We start from the raw sequence: 24479 nt of genomic DNA on the forward strand, positions 1-24479 counted from the left end.
TCCTGAACGTCCGCTGGGAGGGGGTGCGGAAACCGCCTGGAATGGGACCTGAACCATGTCCGTGCCGGAAACGGTGGCATACGCTGGGCAACCGGAAGACGACTCGCACGAGTACCTAGGAGCGGTGGATGACTTCGACCAGCGGGCCAGCCGGTGCCGTACCGCCTGCGGTGCCGCTCCGGGGCGACGGGTCCCCGGCGCGTCTCCTGGTCGTCGACGACGAGGAGAGCCTGGCAGACCTGCTGGTCGAAGCCCTCTCGTTCCAGGGGTACACCGTGACCGCGGCGCGCTCGGGCACCGAGGCGCTGTCCGCCGTCGAGTCCGCCCGCCCCGACCTGGTGATCCTCGACGTGAACATGCCGGGCCTCGACGGCTTCGGCGTGGCCGACCGCCTCCGCGCGGCCGGCGACGCGACCCCGATCATCTTCCTGACCGCCCGCACCGCGCCCGACGACCTGCGCGACGGGTTCGGCTCCGGCGGCGACGACTACCTGATGAAGCCGTTCCGCCTGGAGGAGCTGTCGCTGCGCGTCTCGGCGGTGCTGCGCCGCACCATCGGCCGCGAGGCCGCCCCGGGCCAGCAGCCGGCCGACACCGTCGCGGTCGCCGACCTCATCCTCGACCTCGCCGCGCACCAGGTGACGCGCGACGGCACCACGGTCGACCTGTCCCCCACCGAGTTCCGGCTCCTGCGGTACCTGGCGGCCAACGCCGGGCGCGTGGTGTCGAAGTCGGAGCTGCTGAAGCAGGTGTGGGGCTACGACTTCGAGACCGAGTCGAGCCTGGCCGAGACGTACGTGTTCTACCTGCGCCGCAAGCTCGACAAGCTCGGCCCCCGCCTCATCCACACCGTCCGCGGGGTCGGCTACATGCTGCGCCCGCCGCAGGAGTAGCCGTGGCCATCAGGACCAAGATCGCCGCGGCCATGGCGGTCCTGCTCATCATCGCCGTGGCGGTGATCGGGTTCGTGACGGTCAGGACCGTCTCGAACCACCTGACGCGCCAGGTCGACGAGAGCCTCCACGAGTTCATCCAGCAGGGCCTGCGCTCCGCCCCCAGCGGGAACCCCGCCGAGCAGCTGGGCTACAGCGAGTTCGCGCTCATGTTCTTCGACGAGTCCGGGAGCGTCGTCGGGTCCCAGCAGGCGGGGTACTACAAGGACCCGTACGCGCTCCCCGACCTCGACGCCCCGCCGGAGACGAACGAGTACTTCTCCGTCGACAGCGCCGACGGCACCGTGGCCTACCGCGCCGTCGCGATCGCCGTCACCGGACAGGTCGGCGGCCGGACCGGCGACTTCACGATGGTCGTGGCGACCTCGATGAACGAGGTCGAGGCGACCGGCTCCACCCTGACCAGGACCGTGCTCATCACCGGGTTCGTCGTGGCCGCGCTCGGCATCCTCGCCGCGTGGATCATCACCCGGCGCGGCCTGCGCGTGGTCGACCACATGGTGGCCGACGCCGAGACCGTGGCCTCCGGGCGGCTCGACCACCGCCTCACCGCGGCCGACCCGCGCACCGAGATGGGCCGGCTCTCCTTGGCGCTCAACCGGATGGTGTCGCGCCTGACCGACGCGATCGCGCAGCGGGACCGCCAGCACGAGCGGCTGCGCCAGTTCGTGGCCGACGCCGGGCACGAGCTGCGGACGCCGCTCACCGCCATCGGCGGCTACGTGCAGCTGTACCAGAACGGCGCGGCGGCCGAGGGCGAGAAGCTCGACCGCGCGATGGACCGCATCGGGTCCGAGAACGCGCGGCTCGCGAAGCTCGTCGACGACCTCATGGTCCTCTCCCGCCTCGACGAGGAGGTCGGCGGCGACCGCGAGCTGGTCGAACTCGCCCAGCTCGCGCAGGACGCCGTGGACGACGCCGAGGTCGCCGACCCGACCCACCCCGTGAACCTGGCCGCCGCGGACCCGGTCACGGTGGTGGCCAACGAGGGCCAGCTCCGGCAGGTCCTCGTCAACCTGCTCACCAACGCCCGCGTGCACACCCCCGTGGGGACCGCGATCGACGTCTCGGTGGCCGCCGACGACGGCTGGGCCGTCCTGCGCGTGGCCGACCACGGGCCGGGCATCCCGGCCGAGCACCGCCGAAAGGTCTTCGACCGGTTCTACCGGGCCGACCCGTCCCGCTCGCGCGCCACCGGCGGCTCCGGCCTCGGACTGTCCATCGTGTCCTCGATCGTCGCCTCCCACGGCGGCCGGATCGACCTCGACAGCGAGGAGGGCCGGGGCACCGCCGTCGAAGTGCGCCTGCCGATCGCGCGCCTGGAATAGGACCGGGATCCAGGAGCGTCCGCGCGCGGCGGCATGGGTCTAGGCTGGGACCGCGGCCTCCCTCCGGCCGCTCCGTCCCCTGTGAACACCACCCTCCCGAGCGCACCGCCCCTCGAATGAACGGAGCCCCCTCATGGCCGCTGCACGCGTGCTCGTCTCCGGCGCCGGCATCGCCGGCACCACCCTCGCCTTCTGGCTGGCCGCCAAGGGCTTCGAACCCGTCGTGGTCGAACGCGCCCCCGCGCTGCGCCCCGGCGGCTACAAGATCGACGTGCGCGGCGCGGCCCTCCCGGTCGTCGAGCGCATGGGCGTCATGGCCGCCGTCCGCGAGGCCCGCACCGACATGCAGGAGGCGTTCATCGTGGACGCCAAGGGCCGCACGGCCGCCGCGATGGACGCCGACGCCTTCGGCGGGCGCGTCCACGGCGACGCCGAGATCCACCGCGGCGCGCTCGCGGGGCTGATCCACGGCCTCACCGCCGACACCGTCGAATACCGCTTCGGCGACTCCATCGCCACCCTGGAGCAGGACGAGGACGGCGTCGACGTCGTCTTCGAGAGCGGCCGCAGCGAGCGGTTCGACCTCGTCGCCGGCGCCGACGGCCTCCACTCCCGCACCCGCCGCGCCGCCTTCGGCCCCGAGGACGACTCCATCGTGGACCTCGGCTACGGGGTCGCCTCCTGCACCGTCCCCAACACGCTCGGCCTCGACCGCTGCGAGATGACCTACGTCGGCACCGGGCGCACCGCCCTCGTCTACAACACCGCCGGCAGCAGCGACGCCACCGCGCTGTTCCTCTGGGCCGCAGCAGGACTCGGCGATGAGCGCCGCGACCGCGAGGGCAAGGTGCGGGTCCTGCGCGACGCCTACGCCGGCGAGGGCTGGAAGGTCCCCGAACTCCTCGACGCCGCCGGCGACGCCGAGGACCTGTACCTCGACCCGCTCGCACAGGTCCGCATCGACCGCTGGTCCCAGGGCCGCGTCGTCCTCCTCGGCGACGCCGCCCACGCCGCCTCGGCCGCCTCCGGCCAGGGCACCAGCCTCGCCCTCGTCGGCGCCTACGTCCTCGCCGGGGAACTCGGCCGGGGCGGCGGCCACGCGCGCGCCTTCGCGGCGTACGAGGAGCGGATGCGGCCCTTCGCCGAGACCAACCAGGCCCTCGCCCTTCGGAACGTCAAGAGCATGGTCATGCGCAGCGACGCCCAGGTGCGCCTGGGGATCGGGTTCCTCAAGCTCGCCTCCCGCCTCCCCGGCAAGGACCGGCTCATGGCGCCCGTCGTCAAGGCCGTGCACCGCGCCGCGACCGCGATCGAGCTGCCCGACTACGAAGCGTGACACGAGGGGCCGGGTCGTGCAGGCGTGCTAACGTCAGCCACCGTGACCCGACTCCTCCCCCGCTGGTTCGTCGAACACGTCAACCCCGTCGCCGACGAGGACGACCTCCCGGTCTCCACCCTGGAGCTGTTCTTCGACCTCATCTTCGTCTTCACCGTCGCCCAGTTCACCGCGGTCATCGCCTACGACCCGCTCATCGGCCTGATCCAGTCGGTGCTCATGTTCGGGTTCCTGTGGTGGATGTACGCCGGCTACTCGTGGCTCACCAACGTCATCCCGCCCGAGCGGCCCGCCCGCCGCATCCTCCTGCTGTGCGCCATGGCCGGCTGGCTCGTCGTCGCCCTCACCGTGCCCGCCGCCTTCGCGAGCGGCAGCGTCTGGATCGCCGTCGGCATGCTCGTGGTCGTCCTCGTCCACGGCCTCATGTACCTCCAGGCCGCCCGCTCCTTCGGCCCCGTCTTCATCGCCAACCTCGCCGCGGTCGCCGCCGTCTTCGCCGCCGAGCTCGGCCCCGAAGGCGCCTGGCGCTACTCGCTGTGGGCCCTCGCCGCCGTCATCGTCTGGTCGGTCCCCTTCTGGCACGGCCAGCGCGGCCTCAACCTCCACCCCGCGCACATCACCGAGCGCCACGGCCTCGTCGTGATCGTCGCCCTCGGCGAGTCGGTCGTCGCCATCGGCATCGGCGCCCGGGACCTGCCGGTGGACGCCGACCTGCTCCTGGCGGCCGTCCTCGGCCTCGCGATCGGCGCCTGCATGTGGTGGTCGCTGTTCGTGCGCGACCTCCCGGCCACCGAGCACCGGCTCACCGCGACCACCGACGCCGTCAAGCGGGTCCGGAAGGTCCTCGCCGGGCTCTCCTACGCGTTCATCCCGGTACTCCTGGGCATCCTCGTCTTCGCCGCGGGCCTCAAGCACGCCGTCGGACACGCCTTGTCGCCCTTGGACGTCGAGTCCACGTGGCTCCTGTCGGGCGGCGTGGCGGCGTTCCTCGTCGGCACGGCCGGGCTGCGCCTGGCGATGCCGCTGCCGCGCCCCTGGGAGCGCGTGGCCCTGGCCGCGGTCGTGCTCGCGCTCGCGCCGATCGGCCTGGTCAACACCGCGCTCCAGCTCGGCGCGATCACCGCGGTCCTGGTGGCGGCGCTCGCGTGGGAGGGCCGCGCCGCCGCGGCGCCCGCTACACGAGGTTCCTCGCCCGTGCGCTCGGGATGACCAGCGGCGTCCCCGACTCCGGGTCGTCGATGATCCGGCACGGCAGGTCGAAGACCTCCCGCACGGTCTCGGCCGTGACGATGTCGGCCGGGGCGCCCTCGGCGACCACCGCGCCGCCGCGCATCGCGATGAGGTGCGTGGCGTAGCGGGCGGCCTGGTTGAGGTCGTGGAGGACCGCCACGAGGGTGCGGCCCTCGCGGTGGAGCTTGGCGCACAGCTCGAGGACCTCGATCTGGTGCGTGATGTCGAGGTACGTGGTGGGCTCGTCCAACAGGAGCAGCGGGGTCTGCTGGGCGAGGACCATGGCGATCCACACGCGCTGGCGCTGGCCGCCGGAGAGCTCGTCGACGCCGCGGGAGGCGAGGTCGGCGATGTCGGTGGCCTCCATGGCCTCGCCGGTCACGCGCTCGTCCTCGGCGGACCACTGGCGCAGGATCCCCTGGTGGGGGTAGCGGCCGCGGGCGACGAGGTCGGCGACGGTGATGCCGTCGGGTGCGGTCGGCGACTGCGGGAGCAGGCCGAGGCGGCGGGCGACGGCGCGCGTGGGCTGGTGGTGGATGTCCTTGCCGTCGAGGAGGACGGTCCCGTGGGAGGGCTTGAGCATGCGCGCCAGGGCCTTGAGGAGGGTGGACTTGCCGCAGGCGTTGGGGCCCATGATGACCGTGAACTCCCCTTCGGGGATGTCGACGGTGAGGTCAGCGCTGATGACGTTCCGGCCGTAGCCGAGCGTGGCCTCGCGGGCGGCGAGCGGGCTTGCGGTCACGACATGACCCCCTTCTTGCGGTGGGCGATGAGCAGCCAGATGAGGTAGGCGCCGCCGACGACGCCGGTGACGACGCCGGTGGGGAGCTGGCGGTCGCCGACGCCGGCGACGGCGATCATGTCGGCGGCGGTCACGATGAGGGCGCCGACGACGGCCGAGACCGTGAAGCTCCGGGAGGAGCCGGTCAGGCGGGCGGAGATGTGGGGCGCGGCGAGGGCGACGAACGCGAGCGGGCCCGCGACGGCGACGGCCCCGGCGGTGAGGATCGAGGCGGTGACGAGCGCGGTCACGCGGGTGGCGCCGACGTGGACGCCGAGGCCGGTGGCGGCGGCCTCGCCGAGGCGCAGGGAGTCGAGGCCGCGCGAGAGGAGCGCGATGACGAGGACTCCGGCGGCGAGGACGGTCCCGACGGCGGCGGCCTGCGTGAAGTCGCGGCCGGAGAGGTCGCCGGTGAACCAGTAGACGGCCCGGAACGCGTCGACGATCGTAGTGCGGGTGAGCAGGTACCCGTTGACCCCCGCGAGGATCGCCGAGACGCCGATGCCGACGAGGACGAGCCGGTAGCCGGAGGGGTCGCCGCCGCGGGTGAGGGCCCAGATGAGGAGGCCGGTGGCGAGCGAGCCGGCCGCGGCGAGCACGGCCGTGGTCTGGAGGGAGGCGCCGGTGACGATGATGGCGATGAGCGCGCCGGTGGTGGCGCCCTGGGTGAGGCCGAGGAGGTCGGGGCTGCCGAGGGGGTTGCGGGTGAGGGTCTGGAAGAGGGCGCCGGCGAGGCCCATGCACGCGCCGACGGCGAGGCCGGTCGCCAGGCGCGGCAGGCGCAGCGTCCACAGGATGAACTCGTCGCCCTTGGTGCCCTGGCCGATGAGGGCGTACCAGACGCGTTCGAGGCCCAGCGAGGTCGAGCCGGTCGCGGCCGACCACATGGCGAGCGCGACGAGGGCGGCGAGGGAGCCGAGGACCGCCGCGAGCACGCGGTGGCGCAGGCGGATCGAATACCCGCCCAAGCGGATCACTGTCACAGCCTGGCGACCTTCCTGCGGCTGACGAGGGAGATGAAGAAGGGGCCGCCGACGACGGCGCAGACGATGCCGACCTGGACCTCGCCGGGGCGGGCGACGACGCGGCCGATGACGTCGGTGAGGACGAGGAACGCGGCGCCGGTGAGCATCGAGTACGGCAGGACCCAGTTCTGGTCGGGTCCGGTGAAGGCGCGCACGACGTGCGGGACGACGAGGCCGACGAACACGATCGGGCCGCACACGGCGGTGGCGGTCCCGGCGAGGACGGTGATCGCGGCGATCCCGGCGACGCGCAGGACGCGCGGGTCGACGCCGAGGCCGGTGGCGGTCGCGTCGCCGAGCGCGAGGGCGTTGAGCGGGCGCGCGAGGAGGATGCCGACGGCGCTGGCGAACCCGATGAGGGTGACCACGGGGACGACGGGCGCGGTGTGGGCGTTGACGAGCGAGCCGACCGACCAGAACCGCATGGTCTCCAGGGAGGCGGCGTCCATGAGCTGGATCGCGGAGACATACGCGAACCCGGCGGCGGTGACGGCCGCGCCGGCGAGCGCGAGGCGGGCGGGGGTCGCAGCGGCGGCGCCCGCGATGAGGTACGTGGCGACGGTGGCGGCCGCGGCGCCCGCGAAGGCGAACCCGATGGTCTGGGTGAAGCCGGTGAAGCCGAGGAAGTAGGCGCCGGTGACGACCGCGGCGGCGGCGCCGGTGTTGACGCCGAGGAGGCCGGGGTCGGCGAGGGGGTTGCGGGTCATGGCCTGCATGAGGGCCCCGGCCAGGCCGAGGGCGGCGCCGGCGGCGAGGCCGATGGCGGTGCGGGGGAGGCGCAGCTCGGTGACGACGGGGTAGGTGTCTGCGGCGGGGTCGGTGAGGCCGGCCCAGACCTCGCCGAGGTCCATGGCGCGGGCCCCGACGGCGATGCTGAGGACGGTGAGCACGGCGATGGCCGCGAGGAGGACGATCAGTCCGGTGACGCGGCGGCCGCCCCGCCTGCGGGGCGCCGTTCCCCTTGCGTCCCCTGGGGAGGCGCCGTCCGCGGCGGGCGGCGGGGCCAGGTCGGGGGCGCGGTGCGCGGTTGACAAGTGCGGTCTCCGAAGGGATAGTCCGGTTTTGTTTAGGCTAACCTAACCATCGCCCGCCCCGCCATGACCGATCACCCCCGAAGGAGTTCCACGTGCCACTCCGCGCGTATCCCGCCCTCTCCCGCCGCAGCCTGCTCGCGGCAACCGGCGGCCTCGGCGCCGCCTCCGTCCTGGCCGCCTGCGGCGGCGCCGCGGACGAGGACCCCGAGGGGGCGGGCGCCGACGGCGGCCCGTTCTCGTTCCTCGACGAGCGCGACCAGGAGGACGTCGAGCTGGAGCACGTGCCGACGAAGGTCGTGGCGTTCACCGGCCTGGCCGCGGCGCTGTACGACTACGGCGTGGAGGTCGCGGCGGTGTTCGGGCCGACGACCCTCTCCGACGGGCGGCCGGACCTCCAGGCCGGGCGGATGCCCGTGGAGGACCTGACGGTCCTGGGCAACGCCTGGGGCGAGTTCGACGTCGAGAAGTACGCCGAGCTGGGACCCGAGCTCATCGTGTCGCACTACTACGAGGGCTTCGACCTGTGGTTCGTGCCCGAGGACCGCTTGGAGGAGGTCGAGTCGCTGGCGCCGGGCGTCGGCATCGAGGTCTCGCTGCCGACGATCGACCAGATCATCGATCGCCATGCGGCCCTTGCCGAAGCACTCGGCGCGGACTTGACCTCGGAGGAGAACGTCACCGCAGTCGAGCGGTTCGGGGCGGCGGCCGCGGCGATCCCCGACGCGTTCTTCGAGGTCCAGCAGGCGACCGGTCACGAGTACAAGGCGATGGCGGTCGGCGCCTGGCCCGACGGGCTGTACATCGCCAACCCGCCCACGTTCAACATCCTCGCCAAGAGCGTCGAGCTGGGCGCCGACTTCGTGGTGCCCGACAACCCCGACCAGAACGGGTACTGGGAGCTCCTGTCGTGGGAGAACGTCGACAAGTACGCGGCCGACGTGATCTTCCTGGACCTGCGCACCGGCAACCTCTCCCCCGAGCAGCTCGTCGCCGACTACCCGACCTGGGCGGCGCTGCCCGCCGTGCAGGCCGGGCAGGTGTACGGCTGGAACGGCGAGCCGGTGTACTCGCACGTCGGCGGGGCCGTCGAGCTGGAGCGGATCGCGGAAGGGCTCGCCGCCGGGCGGCCGCTCGCCTCGCTCGACTGAGCGGTCGGGCGGCCAGGGGGCCGAGTGGCTGACGCCACGTGAGCACCCCAGGTCAAGTGGCCGGAATGCGATTAGGTTAGCCTAACCTCGGTTCGGACGGGTTGGTCCCGCACACCGGCCGCACGTCCCGGACCCGCAGTCCGGCCCCCGCCCCCGACGAAGGAGAAACAGCACATGGCTTTCGATGCCGACAAGGCCACGCTCGGCCGCCGCGGCCTGCTCGCGGGCGGCGGCGCCCTCGGACTCGCGGGCGCCCTCGCCGCCTGCGGGAACGGCGACGAGTCCGGCGCCGAGTCCGAGAACGAGTCGACCGGCCCCTGGGAGTTCACCGACGACCAGCCCGTCACCTCCGAGCTCGACAGCACCCCCACCAAGCTCGTGGCCTACACCGGCATGGCCGCCGCGCTCTACGACTTCGGCGTCGAGGTCCCGGCCGTCTTCGGCCCCACCACGAACGAGGACGGCTCCCCCACCGGCCAGGCCGGCGACCTCCCCGTCGCCGACCTCGAGGTCTTCGGGAACACCTACGGCGAGTTCGACGTCGAGGCGTACGCCTCGTGGGGCCCCGAGGTCCTGCTGACCCACTTCTACTTCGACCCGGCGACCCTCTGGTACATCCCCGAGGAATCCAAAGAGGACATCACCGGCCTCGCCGAGGTCGTCGCCCTCAGCGCCGACGACGGCGCCAACACCCAGGACCAGATCATCGCCCGCCACGCCGAGCTGGCCGAGAGCCTGGGCGCCGACCTGGAGTCGGACCAGAACACCGCGAACAAGGAGGCGTACGACGCCGCCGTCGCGGCCCTCACCGCGGCCGCCGCCGCGAACCCCGTCACCGTCCTCGCCTGCTCCGCGGCCGCCGAGATCTTCTACGCCTCGAACCCGGCCACCGGCAACGACATGCGCTTCTTCACCGAGCTGGGCGTGAACTTCGTCGTCCCCGACAACCTCGACGAGGCCACCGGGTCCTACTTCGAGAACCTCTCGTGGGAGAACGCCGACAAGTACCCCGCCGACATCCTCTTCCTCGACGCGCGCGTCCAGGCCCTCCAGCCCGACGCGCTCACCGAGTTCCCCACCTGGAACGCCCTCCCGGCCGTCCAGGAGGGCCAGATCGTGGCGTGGGAGGCCGAGCCGATGTACTCCTACGGCCTCGCCGCCAAGTCGATCCAGGCGCTGGCCGACGCCATCACGAACGCGAAGAAGCTGGTCTAAGGCAGGCCGGTTCCTCCTCCACCACAACTGAATGCAGAGTGCGAAGGGGCGGGGGCCGCGTGGCCCCCGCCCCTTCACGTCACGCTGGAATCACTTGATGTCGAACACCACGACCGACGGGTCGTGGTCGGAGACCCCGTAGCGCCCGTACGCGGGCTCCTCGCCGAAGTCCCACGCGTCGGCCGGGTAGTCCGCGTTGATGTGCGCGGTCGCGGCGGACTCGATCTCGCGCAGCAGGCGCGGGGAGGCCCACATCTGGTCGAGCGTCTGCGTCTGCCCCATGTACGTGTAGGAGTAGGCCGCCTGCGGGTGGTCCTCCACCATCACGTCGTAGAGCGGGCACAGGCCCGAGTCCTCGTACAGGCCCGCGAGCTGGTCGGACGGGCCGGTCCAGTCACCGGCGATGACCTGGCCCTCGGCGAACGGGTCGTCGGGGCGCGGGAAGACGTTCAGGTCGCCGCCGGCGAGGATCTTCGCCTTCCGGTCGTCGTCGAGGATCGCCGCGCTGATCGCCGCCAGGTAGTTCGCCTGCTCGGTGCGGTGCAGCACGCGGGTGTTCGGGCTCGACGAGAAGTGGTTGTTGATGAGGTAGATCTCGCCGGTGCTGCGGCCGTGCTTGTCCTTGAGGTAGAACTTCGCGGCCTGCGCGGCCCGGCTGTAGACGTCGAAGCCGTTGCAGGCGTAGACGCCCGAGTTCGTGCAGCGGTCGACGACCTCCTGCGGCAGCGCCGCGTTGAGGGCCTTCGGGTTCTGCACGTCGGCGTTGATCTCGTCGCCCTCGGTCGGGTAGTCGATCTCCGGCGAGTCCCCGAAGACGGGGTCGCGCGGCTTCACGTGCGCGAGCCCGGCGAGCTCGGGCCGGTACAGGAAGCCGGTCATGATGCCGCGCGTGTCGGCGGAGTCGAGGTCGCCAGCGGCCTTGTAGGTCGGGCCGCCGGACTCGGCGATGACGAGCGCGAGCTCCTGGATGGAGTCGGGGGCGCCGTCGCCGCCGGTGTTCGCGTCGCCGGTGTTCACCAGGTCGCACACGAGGCGGTCCTGGCCGAGGTCGGAGCGCTTGGTCCACTCGGGGTTGACCGAGCAGACGTCCTGGGCCTCGCCCTCCTGGGTCATGAGGATCGCCGGGCTGTGGAGGTCCTCGATGATCTGCGCGGCCTGGCGCACCAGCTGCGCCTCGTACTCGTCGTAGGTGCCCGGCACGTAGTCGAACGGCGGGCTGACGTTCCCCTCGGGGTCCTCGGGGTCGGTGCAGCCGGCGTTCCCGGCGAAGTCGCAGCCCGAGTTCGGGTTGTCGCGGGTGTCGTACAGGTTCTCGATGTTGTACGACGCCACCGACGCCTCGCCCCGGCCCGCGGCCTCGACCGGCTCGTTCTCCGCCGGCTCCAGGCCCCCTGCGAGGACCAGGTCCTCGCTGACCTCGACCGCGTACTTCGCGAACGACAGGTAGACGCCGCCGGTGGCGGCCTCGGTGATGACGTCGTAGGTCTTGGCAGGGGCGATGATCGTGTCGGTGGTGCCCTCGGTGGCGCGCAGCCCCAGGTCGCCGATGACGAAGAGATAGCCGTTGCCGTCGTCGAACGCGCCCTCGACCGTGTCGAGCGGGTGCGCGTCGCGGTAGGAGCGGGCGGCGTAGCCGTCCTGCTGCGCCGCTTCGGCGTCGCCGCGCATCGCCCAGACCTCGCCGCCCGAGGAGAACACGTCGCGCCCGGCGGTGACCACGGAGTCGGCCGGGACGGTCATCTGCATGCCGAGGTGGCGGCGCATGTACTCGGTGCTGGCCTTCGCGTTGTCCGGCGGGTCGATCTCGACCGGCCCGACCTCGGCGAGCGGGTCCAGGCCGGTGTCGACCAGGTCGTACACGTACGCCGAGCCGCCGGAGAACTGGATGTTCCCGAAGTAGGAGCCGACCACGCCGCGCAGGACGATCTCGTCGCCCACGTTCACGGTCCAGTTGGCGCCCAGCTCCTCGCGCGCGGGCGAGCCGGCGAGCGTGCGGAGGGTCGCGAACTGGTTGTTGAAGACGAAGATCCCGTCCGAGGAGTTCGGGTCGCCGTCCGTGGCGTCCGCCTTCTCCTGGAGGAAGAAGCCCTTGGCCCCCGAGGGGTCGAGGGTCTCCTGGGTGACCACGCCCTGGACGAACACGGTCTGGCCCGCGAGCGGGGACGCGAAGTCCGTGTCGCCGTCCTCGATGGAGCCCTGGACCGCACCGATGTGGACGATGTCGGTCTGGGCCTGCGCCTGGGACGCGAAGAGGAGCCCGGAGGCGCCGATGACGACCGCGCCCGCGGCCGCCGCCGCGAGACGGGCTCTGGGGAACTGCACGGGGAGGCTCCAATGCTGTGGGCCGCCGCGGCGCGGGCGCCGGCGGCGGGAGGACGGGGCGGTACTCACTCAACCGCACCACCGGGGACCTGCGCAAGACCTCCAGGTGAATTCCTCGTATCATCCCATGTCTCGATTCGGCCACGGGACCGGACACAAGGGAGGCGGGGCCCGCGCGGGCCCCGCCTCCGCTCCTCATCTCATCGCCATCAGGGCGTGTGGTAGTCCGGCACCTCGACGTCGCCGAAGTCCATGTCCGAGCCCAGGTAGAAGCTCGTGTACTGCGGCTGGTTGTAGGTGGTCTGCTGGTTCGCGACGCCGACCCGGTACTGCGGGTCGTGCATCAGGGTGAACAGCTTGTGATCGGTGACCTCGGTCGAGGTGAAGACCCGGATCGCGCTGGAGTCGGCGGTGCGCACCAGCAGCTCCTCGCGCCAGTCGCCGAGCACGTCGGCCACCAGGCCCGGGTTCCCCTTGGTGTAGTTGTTGGTCAGGGTCCCGGCGGCGTCGAGGACGACGCCGTCCTGGTAGTCGCGGATCGTCGTCTCCTCGATCGTGGCGGCGTCCGCGCCGTGGACGAGCTGGGTCGTCAGGTCGGCGTCCCAGCGGATGCTCATGTTCGTGCCCGGCGCGGCCGACTCGATCGGCTCGCCCGCGGCCGTGAACAGGCCCTCGGGGTTCCCGGCCTGGTCCGGCGGCAGGCCCGCCCAGGCTTCGAGGCCGGGGATCGACGGGTCGATGTCGCCGACCATCCCGCGCCCGGTGTCGCGGCCGGTGTAGCCGCCCCACAGGACCTCGCCGGTCTCGGCGTCGCGCATCGCGTAGCCGTAGGGCGCCCAGACGCCGCCCTCGAAGACCGAGAAGATCTCCAGCCCTTCGCGGTCGGGGTCGAAGTCGCCCACGTGCAGCGCGTCGCCGTGTCCGAGCTTGGCGAGGGCGCCGGGGTTGCCCGAGCCCTCCGGCATGATGTCGTACGAGGAGTACAGCAGCGAGCCGTCGTCGTCGAGCGTCGCGGCGCCGTAGACGATCTCCTGCCTCCCGTCCCCGTCCACGTCCGCGACCTGGAGCGAGTGATCGCCCTGGGTCGTCAGCGTGCCCCACTCCGGGTCCGGTCCCTCGACGCCGTGCGGGCCCGAGTTGAACGGGTTCGGCATCGGGGCGTGGCCGGAGTCGGCCTGCCAGCGCTGCTCGAGGTGCCTGCCGTCCCAGTCGATCGCGGTGATCGTGGTGCGGGTGTAGTAGCCGCGGGCGAAGATCGCCGACGGGTGCTCGCCGTCGAGGTAGGCCACGCCGGAGAGGAAGCGGTCGACCCGGTTGCCCGGCTCGATGCGGGCCATGGCGTAGTCGCCCCACAGGAGGCCGTCGTCGCCGCGCTCGACCGGGAAGTCGATCGTGTCCATCTCCAGGCCCGTGCGGCCGTTGAAGACCGTGAGGTACTCGGGGCCGTCAACGATGAAGCCCTGGAAGAGGCGGAGCTGGTTGCGGGCCGAGCGCGAGGGCGCGTAGACGTCGATGAAGTAGTCGGCGAGGGTCTCGGCGTCGGCCTGCGAGAGCGGGTAGGCGAAGTCGAACTGGGCGTCGGCGCCCAGGGCCGCCTCGATCGTGGCGGGCCAGTCGCCGTTGACGACCTCGGGGTGCTCGTCCCAGCCCCGGAACATCGCCACGAGGTGGTCGTAGTAGTCGTCGGCGGAGAGGCGGTAGTCGTCCTGGTGCGTGACGCCGGCGCGGCGGTCGTCGCGCGGGAGGGTGATGTACTCCTCCTTGTCCTTGACGAACGAGGTGGTCTTGGTGCCGGGGGCGGTCTTCATCATGACCTCGGCCTTGCCGTCGCCGTCGAAGTCGTAGACGTCGAACTGGGTGTAGTGCGCCCCGGCGCGGATGTTGACGCCCATGTCGATGCGCCAGAGGAGCTCGCCCTCCTGGGTGTAGGCGTCGAGGTAGACGGGGCCGGTGTAGCCGACCTGGGAGACGTCCTTGGAGTTCGAGGGGTCCCACTTGACGACGTACTCGTAGTCGCCGTCGCCGTCGAGGTCGCCGGGGCTGATGTCGTTGGCCTTGTAGGTGTAGCCCTCGCCGACCGGGGTGACCCCGTCGGCGGGCTTCTGGAGGGGGATGTCGAGGTAGCCCTCGGACCAGGGGGTGACGGTGTCCGAGACCTCGTCGGGGCCGCGCTTGACGGCGACGACCTTGTACTCGGCGTCGCCGTCGCCGGCGGTGTCGAGGAAGTTGGTGGAGTCGGTGACGGTGCCGATCCTCTTCCCGTCCCGGTAGACCTTGAACGTCGCTCCCGTCAGACCTGAATCGTTATAACCGGTGACCTCGTCGGCCAGCAGGCGCCAGCTGAGGAACACGCCGTCGCCGGTCACGGCGGCGACGAGGCCGCGGTCGAGGTCTTCGAGCTGGATGTCGTCGTGGCGGCCGTGGTCGCCGTGGCCCTGCGCGGAGGCCGTGATCCCGGCGCCGGCCAGCACACCGACCAGCGACACCGCCACAGCCCTGCGAAATCTTCTAGGGGAATGCACCGAAGGGGCTCCTCGTCTGCGGGGCCCGGCGGCGAGGGGGCGCACCAGAACCCCAATTGAAACGATTTAACGCATCGAAAACTATCAACATTGGCAAGCCCTGTCAAGATCCCGCCCCCGTGTGACCGAGGCAATCCCCAACCCCCCGACACCGCCCAGCGGGAGGCGTTCCGGTACAGTTGTGCCTCGTCACGCTCGATTAGCTCAGCGGGAGAGCACTCGCTTCACACGCGAGGGGTCACTGGTTCGATCCCAGTATCGAGCACCGAAGCGAAAGCCCCGGCCACCACGGCCGGGGCTTTCGCGTGAGCGCCGAATCCAGAGCCGAACGCCGTCCGTGGCGCCCCCCGGGAACTCACCCAACGATGCAGGGCCTCGCCGTGGACGGGCAGAGCCGTTGTGGGACGGGGCCATTTCGAGCGGTTCGTACAATTTACCATTGCTCCGGTAGAGAAGTACTCGCGCCAGTGGAAGCTTGTATACGAATAGTGCACAAACCCTCTCGATGCGAGATGAAGCCTTAGATCGTTCGGGTGAATTTTGCTGCCATAGCCCGACATGGATCGAAACCGACTTTTGATTACCAACCTTTCAGACCTGCGTTCGAATACCCCTCGGGAGTAGGTCAGGCAACCTGCGGAAATGGAGGTGCTACAGGTGGCGACGGACGCAGGCGAGCTCCCCTCCCGCAATTCCGAGGAGTGCTAACATCTATCCTCAGTCGCTCGAACATGCACGCCCCGTGCAATTCGAGTCATCCCTTTACTTTGCAACAATAAGGACATTCTGGTGCTTAAGAAGACCCTTATCGCCGTCGGCATCGTCATCGCCACCCTCGCTGCCACCGCGACCCCGGCCTCCGCCACGGAGTACTCGTCGGCGCTCAAGATCCGCGGCATCCAGTACAACGCTCCCGGCACCGACGACAACCGCTGCAAGGGAGGGAACACCTCCGAGGAGTACGTGACCATCAAGAACTACTCCAAGACCGCGACGGTCAACCTCAAGGGCTACCTGGTGAAGGACGCCGCCGGCAACAGCTTCAAGTTCACCGCCGACCACTACCTCCAGCCCGGCGACTACATCCGGCTCCGCGGCGGCAACGGCACCGACTCGGACAAGAACAACGTCGTCTACCGCGACAACTGCAACTTCATCTGGAACAACACCGGCGACACCGTCTACCTCTACAAGCCCTCGGGCGCCGGCGCGGACTCCCACTCCTACAAGCCCTCGCGCGACGACGCCGACGGCAACGGCTACGTCACCTTCCACTAAACGCTGCAGCGCGCAGGAGCACTGCATCCGGGCTGCCACCGCGCCCTGCGCGAATGAGGTATCGGCGACCGGATCGCGAGGCGTCGAGTCGAGTGCCCGATCCGGCTCGGTTGCGACCACTGGGTCGTCGAGCGGACCATCGCAATGCCGGGCGGCCAACGCCGCCCGGCATTGCGAGTCCCCGCTGGAGTACGCGACGGCTGCACCGGCTTCGGCCAGGCCGCACACGACACCGGCTGAGACGCGCTCCTAGTGGCTTGCGAGGCTGGTGAGTTCGGCGAGGCGGCGGTGGGAGTCGAACAGGGCCTTGCGGTCGTATGAGGTGGTGCCGATGAGGAGCTCGTCCGCACCGGTCGCTTCGACCAGGCCCGCCAGACGGGGGGCGACCTCGTCGGCGGTGCCGTAGACCGCGCCCGCGAGCGCCTGTTCGAGATGCATGGACTCGCGGCGGGTCTTCGCGGCCGCCCGGATCTCGGCCGGGGGCCGCAGCGGCCCGAACTCGCCTCTGGTGCGCGACAGCGCGGTGGACCAGTACTCGGGGAGCAGCAGGTCCTCGGCCGCTTCGCGGGTCGCGGCGACGGCGACCGTCTGCGCCACGACGACGTACGGCTCGGATCGCCACGCGGAGGGCCGGAAACCGAGCCGGTAGTCGTCGATCTTGGCGCGTGTGGCCGCGGGCTCTTTCGAAGCGGCGATGACCAGGCCGACGCCGTGCTTGGCGGCGAACTCGCCGCCCGATCCCACCGCCAGGACGAAGGGTTCGGGGCGCAGCCCTTCGCCGGGCCGCGCGTGCACGCCCGGGTGGAATCGCTGCTCGCCGGTGAAATAGCCGAGGAGTTCGGTCAGGAGGTCGTCGAAGTCGTCGCCTTCGTCCAGGTCGTGGCCCAGTGCCGCGCGGACGGCCGGGACGAACCCGAGGGTGCGGCCCAGGCCCATGTCGATGCGACCCTCGAACAGGGACTCCAGGACCCCGAACTGCTCGGCGACCACCAGCGGCCGGTGGTTGGGCAGCATCACGCCGCCGGTGCCCACCCGAATGCGATCGGTCGCCGCCGCGACCGCGGCTGCGAGCACGGTGGGCGCCGAACCGGCGATGCCGGGGACACTGTGGTGCTCGGCCACCCAGTAGCGGTGGAAGCCCAGTTCCTCGGCCTGCTTGGCATGGCTCACCACCTCCCGCAGGGTCTCAGCGGCCGTCTCGCCCTCGGCGATGACGGCGCGATCGAGCAGTGAGAGCCGAACGGGTCGCGGAGTCCTCATATGCCGCGCAACGCCCGCGGGGCCGCGGATGTTTCGCGCTCGACGCCGATCGTGCCCGGTCTCACCGAGCTGTCACGCCCGGCCACCACCGCCCAGGCTTCTCAGGGGTCTTTCCGGGATCGCCGAGTCGTCTCTAGACTCGTGCAGGTGGTCGTAGTCCTCTTCTGCCCGTTGGGCATCATCTTGCTCGTGTGCATCGGCCTGATGTGGGCGAAGTCCACGGCCGAGCACCGGCCCGCTCCCGCCGGCTTGGGGTACGCGGCCCTCGCCTTCATGTGTTTGGTCGCCGCCGCGATCGTATGGGGTGTCGGTGGAGTCGCCCTCATCCAGCCTGAGGTCGACCTGGAGTGCTCGGCCCGCGGCGCGGGCGAGTTCGTCGGCTATGAGAGCAGCGAGCTGCCGCTCAGGGGTGAACTGGTCTGCGCCGAAGGGACCTTCCAAATGGTGCCGCCCTGGGTCAACCCGGTCCTGTTCACCCTGCTCGCGGGCGTGCCGGCGCTCTTGGCCACCGCCGTTCTGGTCTGGAGACGCCGACGGTCCACCGGTTCACTTTCGCGGAATTGAGAGCACGCCGGGCGGGGCGGTGTGAGTCCTTGGAACGTCGGAGCTGCGGATCCGGGCACCGGCCCTGGGCTGTCGTGAGCCTGATCCGCTCCGGTACGGACAGACCTGGCTGGAACTTCGGATGCCGGTCTCAGGTCAGGGTCGGGGGTTGGATCGGGAGGGGTTGGGCGCCTTCGGGGCTGAGGCCGTCCAGGATGACGGCGAGGTAGCGGCGCCAGAGGTCGGGGACGGCGTCGGGGACGTAGCCGGCGACGTAGTTCGGGGCGCACATCAGGAGGAAGACGTCGGTGCCGGTGATGTCGGCGCGGATCGCGCCGTGGTCGCGGGCGCGGGCGACGACGGCGTCGATGGTCGCCATCATGCGGTCGCGGGCTGCGGCGACCTCGGGCATCGACTCGGTGGCCGCGGCGAGGAACGACAGGTCGCGTTCCTGGCGCTGCGCGGCTGCGGCCGTGAGGAACTCGCGGACCGCGGCGGCGGGGTCGCCGGAGGCGAGCAGGCGCTCGCCGAGGTGGTGCAGGGCGTCCATGCGGTCGGTGAGGATCGCGGCGACCAGGTCGTCCTTGGTGGCGAAGTGGCGGAACACGGTCCCCTTGCCGACCCCGGCGCGCCGGGCGATGTCGGCGACCGAGGCGTCCAGGCCGTGTTCGGCGAACTCGTCGGCGGCCGCGGCGAGCAGGAGCCGGCGGTTGCGCACGGCGTCGGCGCGGGGCGGTCGGGTCGCGGTCATGGGGGCGAGTCTAGCAAGTTGACCGCGCGGTCCGGTTAGTGTTAGCGTCCCATCTGAAAAGTGACCGCACGGTCCGTTTAATGGAGGACGCATCATGAAGGCAGTCGTCGCACTCGACTACGGCCCGCCCGAGACCTACGCGGTCGCCGACATCCCGGTTCCCAGGCCCGGCCCCGGCCAGATCCAGGTGCGCATCGACGCGGCCTCGATCAACCCCGGTGACGTCAAGATCCCCGGCGGCGAGTTCCGCGATGCGTTCCCGCTGGAGTTCCCACATGTCATCGGGAACGACTTCGCCGGCACCGTCAGTGAAGTCGGGCCCGGCGTGGAGGGCTACCGGGTCGGGGACGAGGTGTTCGGCCAGGCCGTGCCGCGGGCCCTGAAGGCGCTGGCCGGGTCCGCGCGGGCCTCGCTGGGGACCGGGGCGCTGGCCGAGTACGCGGTCTTCGAGGCCGACACGCCCTTCATCGCCCACCGGCCCGAGAGTCTGGAGGTCGAAGCCGCCGCGGCGCTGCCGACGGTCGGGTTGACCGCCCGCGCGCTCATCGCCGCGGCCGAGGTCCCGGCGGGGGCGAGGGTGCTCGTCGTCGGCGCGACCGGCGGTGTCGGCACGACGCTGCTGCCGCTGCTGGCGAAGCACGCCAGGGTGATCGCGACCGCGACCGCGGAGGACGCCGACCTCGTCCGCGGCCTGGGCGCCGCCGAGGTCATCGGGTACGACCCGGTCGGGTATCCGCAGGACGTGGACGTCGCGTGCAACCTGGTGCTGCCCGGCGACGGCCTCAAAGGCATGAGTGCGGCGCTGCGTCCCGGCGGGCGCCTCGTCTCGATCACCTTCCCTGTCACGCAACCGGAATGGCTCGGCCGAGACGACGTCGCCCTGCGGTTCGTGCTTGACATGGACGGGCGCTACGGCGGCATGCGGGAGGTCGCCGAGGCGGCCGTGCGCGGGGAGCTCGGTGCCGTCGTCGGCCGCCGGTACGCGTTCGAGGACGGGCCGCGGGCGGTCGTCGACTTCGCCCGGCGCCACACCTCCGGGAAGCTCGTGGTCCGGGTCGACGGCCGGTCGTGAGCCGATCGGGCTCGGCTTCGGGGCGGTCGGGTCAGGCCGCGCCGCCGTTGACGTAGAGGACCTGGCCGTTGACCCAGCGGGCGGGTCCGGCGAGGAAGGCGACGGCCTCGGTGATGTCCTCGGGCGTTCCCAAGCGCTGCATGGGGTTCGCGTCGGCGATCTGGTCGACCAGCGCCTGCGGTTTGCCGTCGAGGAACAGCGGGGTCGCGGTGGGCCCGGGGGCGACGGCGTTGACGGTGATGTCGCGGCCGCGCAGCTCGCGGGCGAGGATGAGCGTGATCGCCTCGACCGCGCCCTTGGAGGCGGCGTAGGCGCTGTACCCGGGGATCTGGAGGCGGGTCACGGAGGTGGAGAAGTTGATGATCGCGCCGCCGTCGCGGATGCGGCGGGCCGCGAGCTGGTCGACCACGAACGTGCCGCGCACGTTGGTGCGCTGGATCCGGTCGAAGGTGTCGAGGTCGAGTTCGGTGAGCGGGGCCAGCGGCATGATGCCGGCGGTGTGGACGAGGACGTCGAGGCCGCCGAACTCGCGCTCGGCGGTGTCGAACAGCTCGGTCATGGCGGTCTCGTCGGCGACGTCGCCGCCCGCGGCGAGGGCGCGGCCCCCGGCGGCCTCGATGGCCGCGACGGTCTCCTCGGCGCGGGCGCGGTTGCCGGCGTAGTGGACGAGGACGGCGAAGCCGTCGCGGGCGAGGCGTTCGGCGGCGGCGCGGCCGATGCCGCCGGAGCCCCCGGTGACGACGGCGACGCGGGCGGCCTGGTCGGTGGGCTGGTTCATGGTTCGATCCTCCGCTAAGATATGTACTACAAGTACATTATCGAGTACGCGATAAATGTACAAGTAGTCCAGAAAAGAGTTCACCGTGAGTGATGCCACACCCAATCGTCGCGGTCGGGGCCGCCGTCCCGCAGCCGAAGTGCGCGCAGGCGTGCTCGACGCCGCCGGGCGCCTGCTCCTGGACGAGGGGATGGCGGCCTTGACGTTCCAGCGGGTCGCCGACGAGTCCGGGGCCAGCAAGATGACCCTGTACAAGTGGTGGCCCTCCCCCGGCGCGCTCGCCGCCGAGGCGTACTTCGCGCAGAGCGCGCCGGTCCTGTCGTTCCACGACACCGGCGACCTGCGCGCCGACCTGACCGCCCAGCTCGAGTCGTTCGTCCGCTGGCTCACCGAGGAGGGGGCGGCCAAGCCCGTGGCCGAACTCGTCGGCACCGCCCAGACCGACCCCGACCTCGCCCGCGCCTGGTCGGAGAACTACGCCCTCCCGCGCCGAGAACTGGCCCGCGAGCGCCTGCGCATCGCGCGCGCCGCGGGCCAGCTCCGCGAGGACGCCGACCTGGACGTGATCGTGGACCAGCTCTGGGGCGCCTGCTACCACCGCCTGCTCGTGCTCAAGGTCCCCTTCGACGCCTCGATCGTCCCGGCCCTGGTCGACCAGGCCCTCCACGGCGCCGCGCCCCGGCCGTGACGGGTGGTCACTCGGCGAGGCGGAAGGCGGGGAGGGCGATCCGGTCGGCGTCGACGGTGAAGGCGGACCGGGGCTGCTCGATGCCGAAGCCGAAGAGCATGAGGAGGGCGGCTTCGGCGAAGGTCAAGGGGTGGAACGGGAGCGGGTAGTCGGGGTCGTGGTGGTGGCGGCCGTCCCAGAACGGGTTCTCGAAGGGGTAGCGGTCGCCCACGTCCTCGATGATGCCGGCGTCGGGGGCGAGGCTGACCGAGCGGCGGAGGGCGCCGGACTCCCAGACCGCGAAGGCGCCGAAGTCGACCGCGCTGTGCATGAAGGCGCCGTGCGCGCCGCCGGTGGGCGAGACCGCCCGGATCCAGTCGCCGATCCCGCTGGGGCGGTCGGGGCACAGTTCGCGGTATCCGATGAGCGTGAAGGACTTCCAGGCGGCGACGCAGATGACGCCCGCTTCGGGCCAGACGCCGCCTTCGGCGAGGACGCGGGTGCCGTCGCGCTCGACCGGGCCGCCGAGGACGACGCCCGCGAGTTCGGCGGAGCGCTCGGGGTCGGGGTCGAAGCCCGCTCGCAGGGCGTCGGCGGGGAGCCCGTCGCCGAGGAACACCAGTCCTGCCTTCGCGCCCATCGCGACTCCTTCCGTCCCGGCGACCCTAGCGCCGCGCCCTGACAGCGGCGGCGCCGGTCGTTGCGGCGGGCTCGGGGCTGTCGTATCCTGCGCGGATCGGATCCGAGGGAGTGGTGCCATGCTGACGCAGGTCGCCGACGGCGTGCTCGTGCACGAGAGCGCATGCATCCAAAGCAATGCCGTTGTGGTGCAGGGCGAGAGCGGGGTGCTGCTCATCGATCCGGGGATCACGGCGGCCGAGATGGCCGGGATCGCGGCGGACCTGCGCGAGCGCGGGCTGACCGTGGCGGCGGGGTTCGCGACGCACCCGGACTGGGACCACGCGCTGTGGCACCCGGACTTCGGCGACGCCCCCCGGTACGGCACGGACCTGTGCGCGGCGACGCTCGATGCGCTGCTGGCGCAGGCGGACTGGCGGGAGCAGATGGCCGCGGGCCTGCCGCCGGAGTTCGCCGAGGACATTCCGCTGGAGGGGTTCGGGCGCCTCACCGGGCTTCCCGCCGGGACCGCGCAGGTCCCCTGGGACGGGCCCCGCGTGCGGATCGTCGAGCACCGGGCGCACGCCCCGGGCCACGCCGCGCTGCTGGTCGAGGGGCGCGGGGTGCTCGCCGCGGGCGACATGCTCTCGGACATCCTGCCGCCGTTCCTGGACCTGGAGGCCGCGGACCCGGTCGGGGACTACCTCGCGGCGCTGGCGCTGCTGGAGGACGTGGCGGACGAGGTCGTGCGGGTCGTGCCCGGCCACGGGTCGGTGTGCGGCGGGGACGAAATGCGGGCGCGGATCGCGCTCGATCGGGCGTACGCCGCCTCGCTGCGGGACGGCACGGAGCACGACGACCCGCGGATCGGGCCGGGCGGGCCGCTGGACTGGATGACCGACGTGCACGGGTGGCAGCAGGAGGCGCTCGCCGAGAAGGCGCGCGGGGCGCGGTAGCGGGTTCGATTCGGGCGTTCGGCGCATTCGCGCGCCCGCGCGTGCGAGGCTCCTTCGGTACCGCGGACCGAGGGGGCGGGGATGGGCGAGGCCGACCTGACGGCGCCGAGCGGCGCCGAGGACCTGTACCGCCGCACTGAGGGCGGCGACCCGCCGCTGGTGCTGCTGCTCGGGGCCACCGGGTACATCGGCGGGCGGCTGCTGCCGCGGCTCCTCAACGCGGGCTACCGGGTCCGCGTGCTCACCAGGCGGCCCGAGCGGGCGCGGGACTTCGCGGCCTCCGGGGCGGTCGAGGTGGTGACCGGCGACGCGACCGACCCGGGCGCGGTGCGCCGGGCGATGCGGGACGTCGCGTACGCGTACCACCTGGTGCACTCGATGACCGGCGAGCGGGACTTCCGGCGCCTCGACCGCCTGATCGCGCGGAACGTCGCGCGCGCGGCGGCCGACGCGGGCGTGCGGCGCCTGGTGTACCTCGGCGGGCTCTCGCCGCGCACCGGGCAATTGTCGGCGCACCTGGCGTCGCGGCGCGAGGTCGGCGAGATCCTGCTCCGGTCGGGGGTGCCGGTGCTGGTGCTCCAGGCCGGAGTGGTGATCGGGTCGGGGTCGGCGTCGTTCGAGATGGTCCGGCACCTGACCGAGGTGCTGCCGGTGATGCCCGCGCCCCGCTGGGTGCGCAACCGCATCCAGCCGATCGCGATCCGCGACGTGCTCCACTACCTGCTGCGGGCGCTGCGCCTGGGTCCGGAGGTCAACGGCGCCTACGACATCGGCGGTCCGGACGTGCTGCGCTACGACCAGATGATGAACGGGTACGCGCGCCTCGCGGGACTGCCGCGGCGCCGGATCTGGGCGCTGCCGGTGCTCACCCCGCGCCTGGCCTCGCACTGGGTCGGGCTCGTGACACCGGTGCCCGGGAGCCTCGCGCGGCCCCTTGTGGAGTCGCTGCAGCACGACTGCGTCATGCGCGACCACCGGATCGACGCCGTCATCGCCCCGCCGCCGGGCGGTCTGAGCACGTACAAGAAGTCGCTGCGCCTCGCGCTCGGGCGGATCGAGGTCGACCGGGTCGAGACGAGCTGGGCCGACGCCACGGTGGCGCGGGCCCCGAGCGACCCGCTGCCGAGCGACCCCGACTGGGCCGGGCGGGCCGTGTACACCGATGTGCGCGTGGTGGAGACGAGCGCGAGCCCTGAGGCCCTGTGGCGGGTCGTCTCCGGGATCGGCGGCGAGAACGGCTGGTACTCCACGCCGGTGCTGTGGGCGCTGCGCGGCTGGGGCGACCGCGTCTTCGGCGGCGTGGGGCTGCGGCGCGGCCGGCGCAGCCGCACGGAGGTGCGGGTCGGCGACGCGATCGACTTCTGGCGCGTCGAGGCGTACGAGCCGCAGCGGCTGCTGCGGCTGCGCGCCGAGATGCGGCTCCCGGGCCTCGCCTGGCTGGACCTGTCGTGCGAGGAAGCGCCGCGCACCCGCTACCGCCAGCGCGCGGTCTTCTTCCCGCGCGGGCTCTCCGGGCGCCTGTACTGGTTCGCGGTGCTGCCGTTCCACGGCCTGGTGTTCTCCGGGATGGCCCGGCGGATCGTGGCGATCGCCGAGAGCGAGGACGCGGGCCGTCCATTCGCGAACTGAGACGGGTCCGGGGCCTGCGGGTTTGCGCTGGAG

The 24479-nt window shown here is 71.9% G+C and carries 21 protein-coding genes and 1 tRNA gene; 13 read left to right on the forward strand and 9 right to left on the reverse strand.

All coding sequences use genetic code 11. The features are described from left to right. Nucleotides 1-128 precede the first annotated feature (128 nt). The 4 genes from BLS99_RS01990 to BLS99_RS02005 all read left to right on the forward strand — a co-directional run bounded on the left by BLS99_RS01990 (nt 129) and on the right by BLS99_RS02005 (nt 4826). Nucleotides 129-893: a response regulator transcription factor gene (locus BLS99_RS01990; protein ID WP_091042629.1), complete on the forward strand. Its 765-nt coding sequence runs from the start codon at nt 129-131 to the stop codon at nt 891-893. Between the two features lie 2 nt (nt 894-895). Beyond that, the gene (locus BLS99_RS01995; protein WP_091042633.1) at nt 896-2281 is read left to right on the forward strand and encodes a sensor histidine kinase; all 1386 of its coding nucleotides are present in this window, start codon (nt 896-898) and stop codon (nt 2279-2281) included. 133 nt (nt 2282-2414) lie between these two features. Next, nucleotides 2415-3617 carry an FAD-dependent monooxygenase gene (locus tag BLS99_RS02000; protein ID WP_091042636.1) on the forward strand — a complete coding sequence of 401 codons (1203 nt, stop codon included), beginning with the start codon at nt 2415-2417 and terminating at the stop codon, nt 3615-3617. 42 nt (nt 3618-3659) lie between these two features. Further along, nucleotides 3660-4826, forward strand: coding sequence for a low temperature requirement protein A (locus BLS99_RS02005; RefSeq protein ID WP_176953166.1), 1167 nt, complete (start codon nt 3660-3662; stop codon nt 4824-4826). Here BLS99_RS02005 and BLS99_RS02010 read toward each other — a convergent pair. The 3 genes from BLS99_RS02010 to BLS99_RS02020 are packed head-to-tail and all read right to left on the reverse strand — an operon-like array spanning nt 4792 to nt 7504. After that, complete coding sequence (locus BLS99_RS02010; protein ID WP_218126160.1) at nt 4792-5589, reverse strand: ABC transporter ATP-binding protein; 798 nt, start codon at nt 5587-5589, stop codon at nt 4792-4794. The genes BLS99_RS02005 and BLS99_RS02010 overlap by 35 nt on opposite strands. After that, nucleotides 5586-6605 (reverse strand): FecCD family ABC transporter permease, encoded by a 1020-nt coding sequence (locus BLS99_RS02015; RefSeq protein WP_342761245.1) that lies wholly within the window; start codon nt 6603-6605, stop codon nt 5586-5588. Before BLS99_RS02015 ends, BLS99_RS02010 begins: the two co-directional genes overlap by 4 nt. Before the next feature lie 2 nt (nt 6606-6607). Beyond that, complete coding sequence (locus tag BLS99_RS02020) at nt 6608-7504, reverse strand: FecCD family ABC transporter permease (RefSeq protein ID WP_218126275.1); 897 nt, start codon at nt 7502-7504, stop codon at nt 6608-6610. Nucleotides 7505-7779: 275 nt separating this feature from the next. Between BLS99_RS02020 and BLS99_RS02025 the strand changes: the two genes are divergently transcribed. Both BLS99_RS02025 and BLS99_RS02030 read left to right on the forward strand, forming a co-directional pair. Further along, nucleotides 7780-8835, forward strand: a complete 1056-nt coding sequence (locus BLS99_RS02025) for an ABC transporter substrate-binding protein (protein WP_091042647.1) — start codon at nt 7780-7782, stop codon at nt 8833-8835. Between the two features lie 174 nt (nt 8836-9009). Further along, complete coding sequence (locus BLS99_RS02030; RefSeq protein ID WP_091042650.1) at nt 9010-10050, forward strand: ABC transporter substrate-binding protein; 1041 nt, start codon at nt 9010-9012, stop codon at nt 10048-10050. 90 nt (nt 10051-10140) lie between these two features. On the opposite strand, the gene BLS99_RS02035 is transcribed toward BLS99_RS02030, so the two are convergent. Together BLS99_RS02035 and BLS99_RS02040 are read right to left on the reverse strand one after the other, a co-directional pair. Beyond that, nucleotides 10141-12372, reverse strand: coding sequence for a hypothetical protein (locus tag BLS99_RS02035; protein ID WP_091042653.1), 2232 nt, complete (start codon nt 12370-12372; stop codon nt 10141-10143). A 209-nt stretch (nt 12373-12581) separates the two neighbouring features. Further along, the gene (locus BLS99_RS02040) at nt 12582-14858 is read right to left on the reverse strand and encodes a rhamnogalacturonan lyase (RefSeq protein WP_218126164.1); all 2277 of its coding nucleotides are present in this window, start codon (nt 14856-14858) and stop codon (nt 12582-12584) included. A gap of 229 nt (nt 14859-15087) precedes the next feature. Here BLS99_RS02040 and BLS99_RS02045 point away from each other — a divergent pair. Together BLS99_RS02045 and BLS99_RS02050 are read left to right on the forward strand one after the other, a co-directional pair. Beyond that, nucleotides 15088-15159: transfer RNA gene (locus tag BLS99_RS02045), tRNA-Val, on the forward strand. Nucleotides 15160-15683: 524 nt separating this feature from the next. After that, the gene (locus BLS99_RS02050) at nt 15684-16172 is read left to right on the forward strand and encodes a lamin tail domain-containing protein (protein WP_218126165.1); all 489 of its coding nucleotides are present in this window, start codon (nt 15684-15686) and stop codon (nt 16170-16172) included. A 249-nt stretch (nt 16173-16421) separates the two neighbouring features. Here BLS99_RS02050 and BLS99_RS02055 read toward each other — a convergent pair whose 3' ends face one another. Continuing rightward, nucleotides 16422-17432 (reverse strand): MsnO8 family LLM class oxidoreductase, encoded by a 1011-nt coding sequence (locus tag BLS99_RS02055; RefSeq protein ID WP_091042664.1) that lies wholly within the window; start codon nt 17430-17432, stop codon nt 16422-16424. Between BLS99_RS02055 and BLS99_RS02060 the strand changes: the two genes are divergently transcribed. Beyond that, nucleotides 17433-17996, forward strand: a complete 564-nt coding sequence (locus tag BLS99_RS02060; protein ID WP_091042667.1) for a hypothetical protein — start codon at nt 17433-17435, stop codon at nt 17994-17996. It abuts the gene before it with no gap. 130 nt (nt 17997-18126) lie between these two features. Here the strand turns inward: BLS99_RS02060 and BLS99_RS02065 are convergent, their stop codons facing one another. Next, complete coding sequence (locus tag BLS99_RS02065) at nt 18127-18726, reverse strand: TetR/AcrR family transcriptional regulator (RefSeq protein ID WP_091042672.1); 600 nt, start codon at nt 18724-18726, stop codon at nt 18127-18129. Between the two features lie 94 nt (nt 18727-18820). Here BLS99_RS02065 and BLS99_RS02070 point away from each other — a divergent pair, with 94 nt between their 5' ends. Next, nucleotides 18821-19798 carry an NADP-dependent oxidoreductase gene (locus BLS99_RS02070; protein WP_091042675.1) on the forward strand — a complete coding sequence of 326 codons (978 nt, stop codon included), beginning with the start codon at nt 18821-18823 and terminating at the stop codon, nt 19796-19798. A 31-nt stretch (nt 19799-19829) separates the two neighbouring features. Here BLS99_RS02070 and BLS99_RS02075 read toward each other — a convergent pair whose 3' ends face one another. Further along, on the reverse strand, nt 19830-20576 hold the full coding sequence (locus BLS99_RS02075; protein ID WP_091042682.1) for an SDR family oxidoreductase: 747 nt from the start codon (nt 20574-20576) through the stop codon (nt 19830-19832). A gap of 139 nt (nt 20577-20715) precedes the next feature. Between BLS99_RS02075 and BLS99_RS02080 the strand changes: the two genes are divergently transcribed. After that, nucleotides 20716-21264 (forward strand): TetR/AcrR family transcriptional regulator, encoded by a 549-nt coding sequence (locus BLS99_RS02080; protein ID WP_218126166.1) that lies wholly within the window; start codon nt 20716-20718, stop codon nt 21262-21264. Between the two features lie 7 nt (nt 21265-21271). Here the strand turns inward: BLS99_RS02080 and BLS99_RS02085 are convergent, their stop codons facing one another. Then, the gene (locus tag BLS99_RS02085) at nt 21272-21883 is read right to left on the reverse strand and encodes a DUF6928 family protein (protein ID WP_091042691.1); all 612 of its coding nucleotides are present in this window, start codon (nt 21881-21883) and stop codon (nt 21272-21274) included. Between the two features lie 118 nt (nt 21884-22001). Here BLS99_RS02085 and BLS99_RS02090 point away from each other — a divergent pair, with 118 nt between their 5' ends. Next, on the forward strand, nt 22002-22817 hold the full coding sequence (locus BLS99_RS02090) for an MBL fold metallo-hydrolase (protein WP_091042694.1): 816 nt from the start codon (nt 22002-22004) through the stop codon (nt 22815-22817). A gap of 81 nt (nt 22818-22898) precedes the next feature. After that, nucleotides 22899-24446, forward strand: coding sequence for an SDR family oxidoreductase (locus tag BLS99_RS02095; protein ID WP_091042697.1), 1548 nt, complete (start codon nt 22899-22901; stop codon nt 24444-24446). The last annotated feature ends 33 nt before the right edge of the window (nt 24447-24479 follow it).

The sequence above is a fragment of the Glycomyces sambucus genome, from assembly GCF_900102815.1.
GTDB classification, from domain to species: domain Bacteria; phylum Actinomycetota; class Actinomycetes; order Mycobacteriales; family Micromonosporaceae; genus Glycomyces; species Glycomyces sambucus.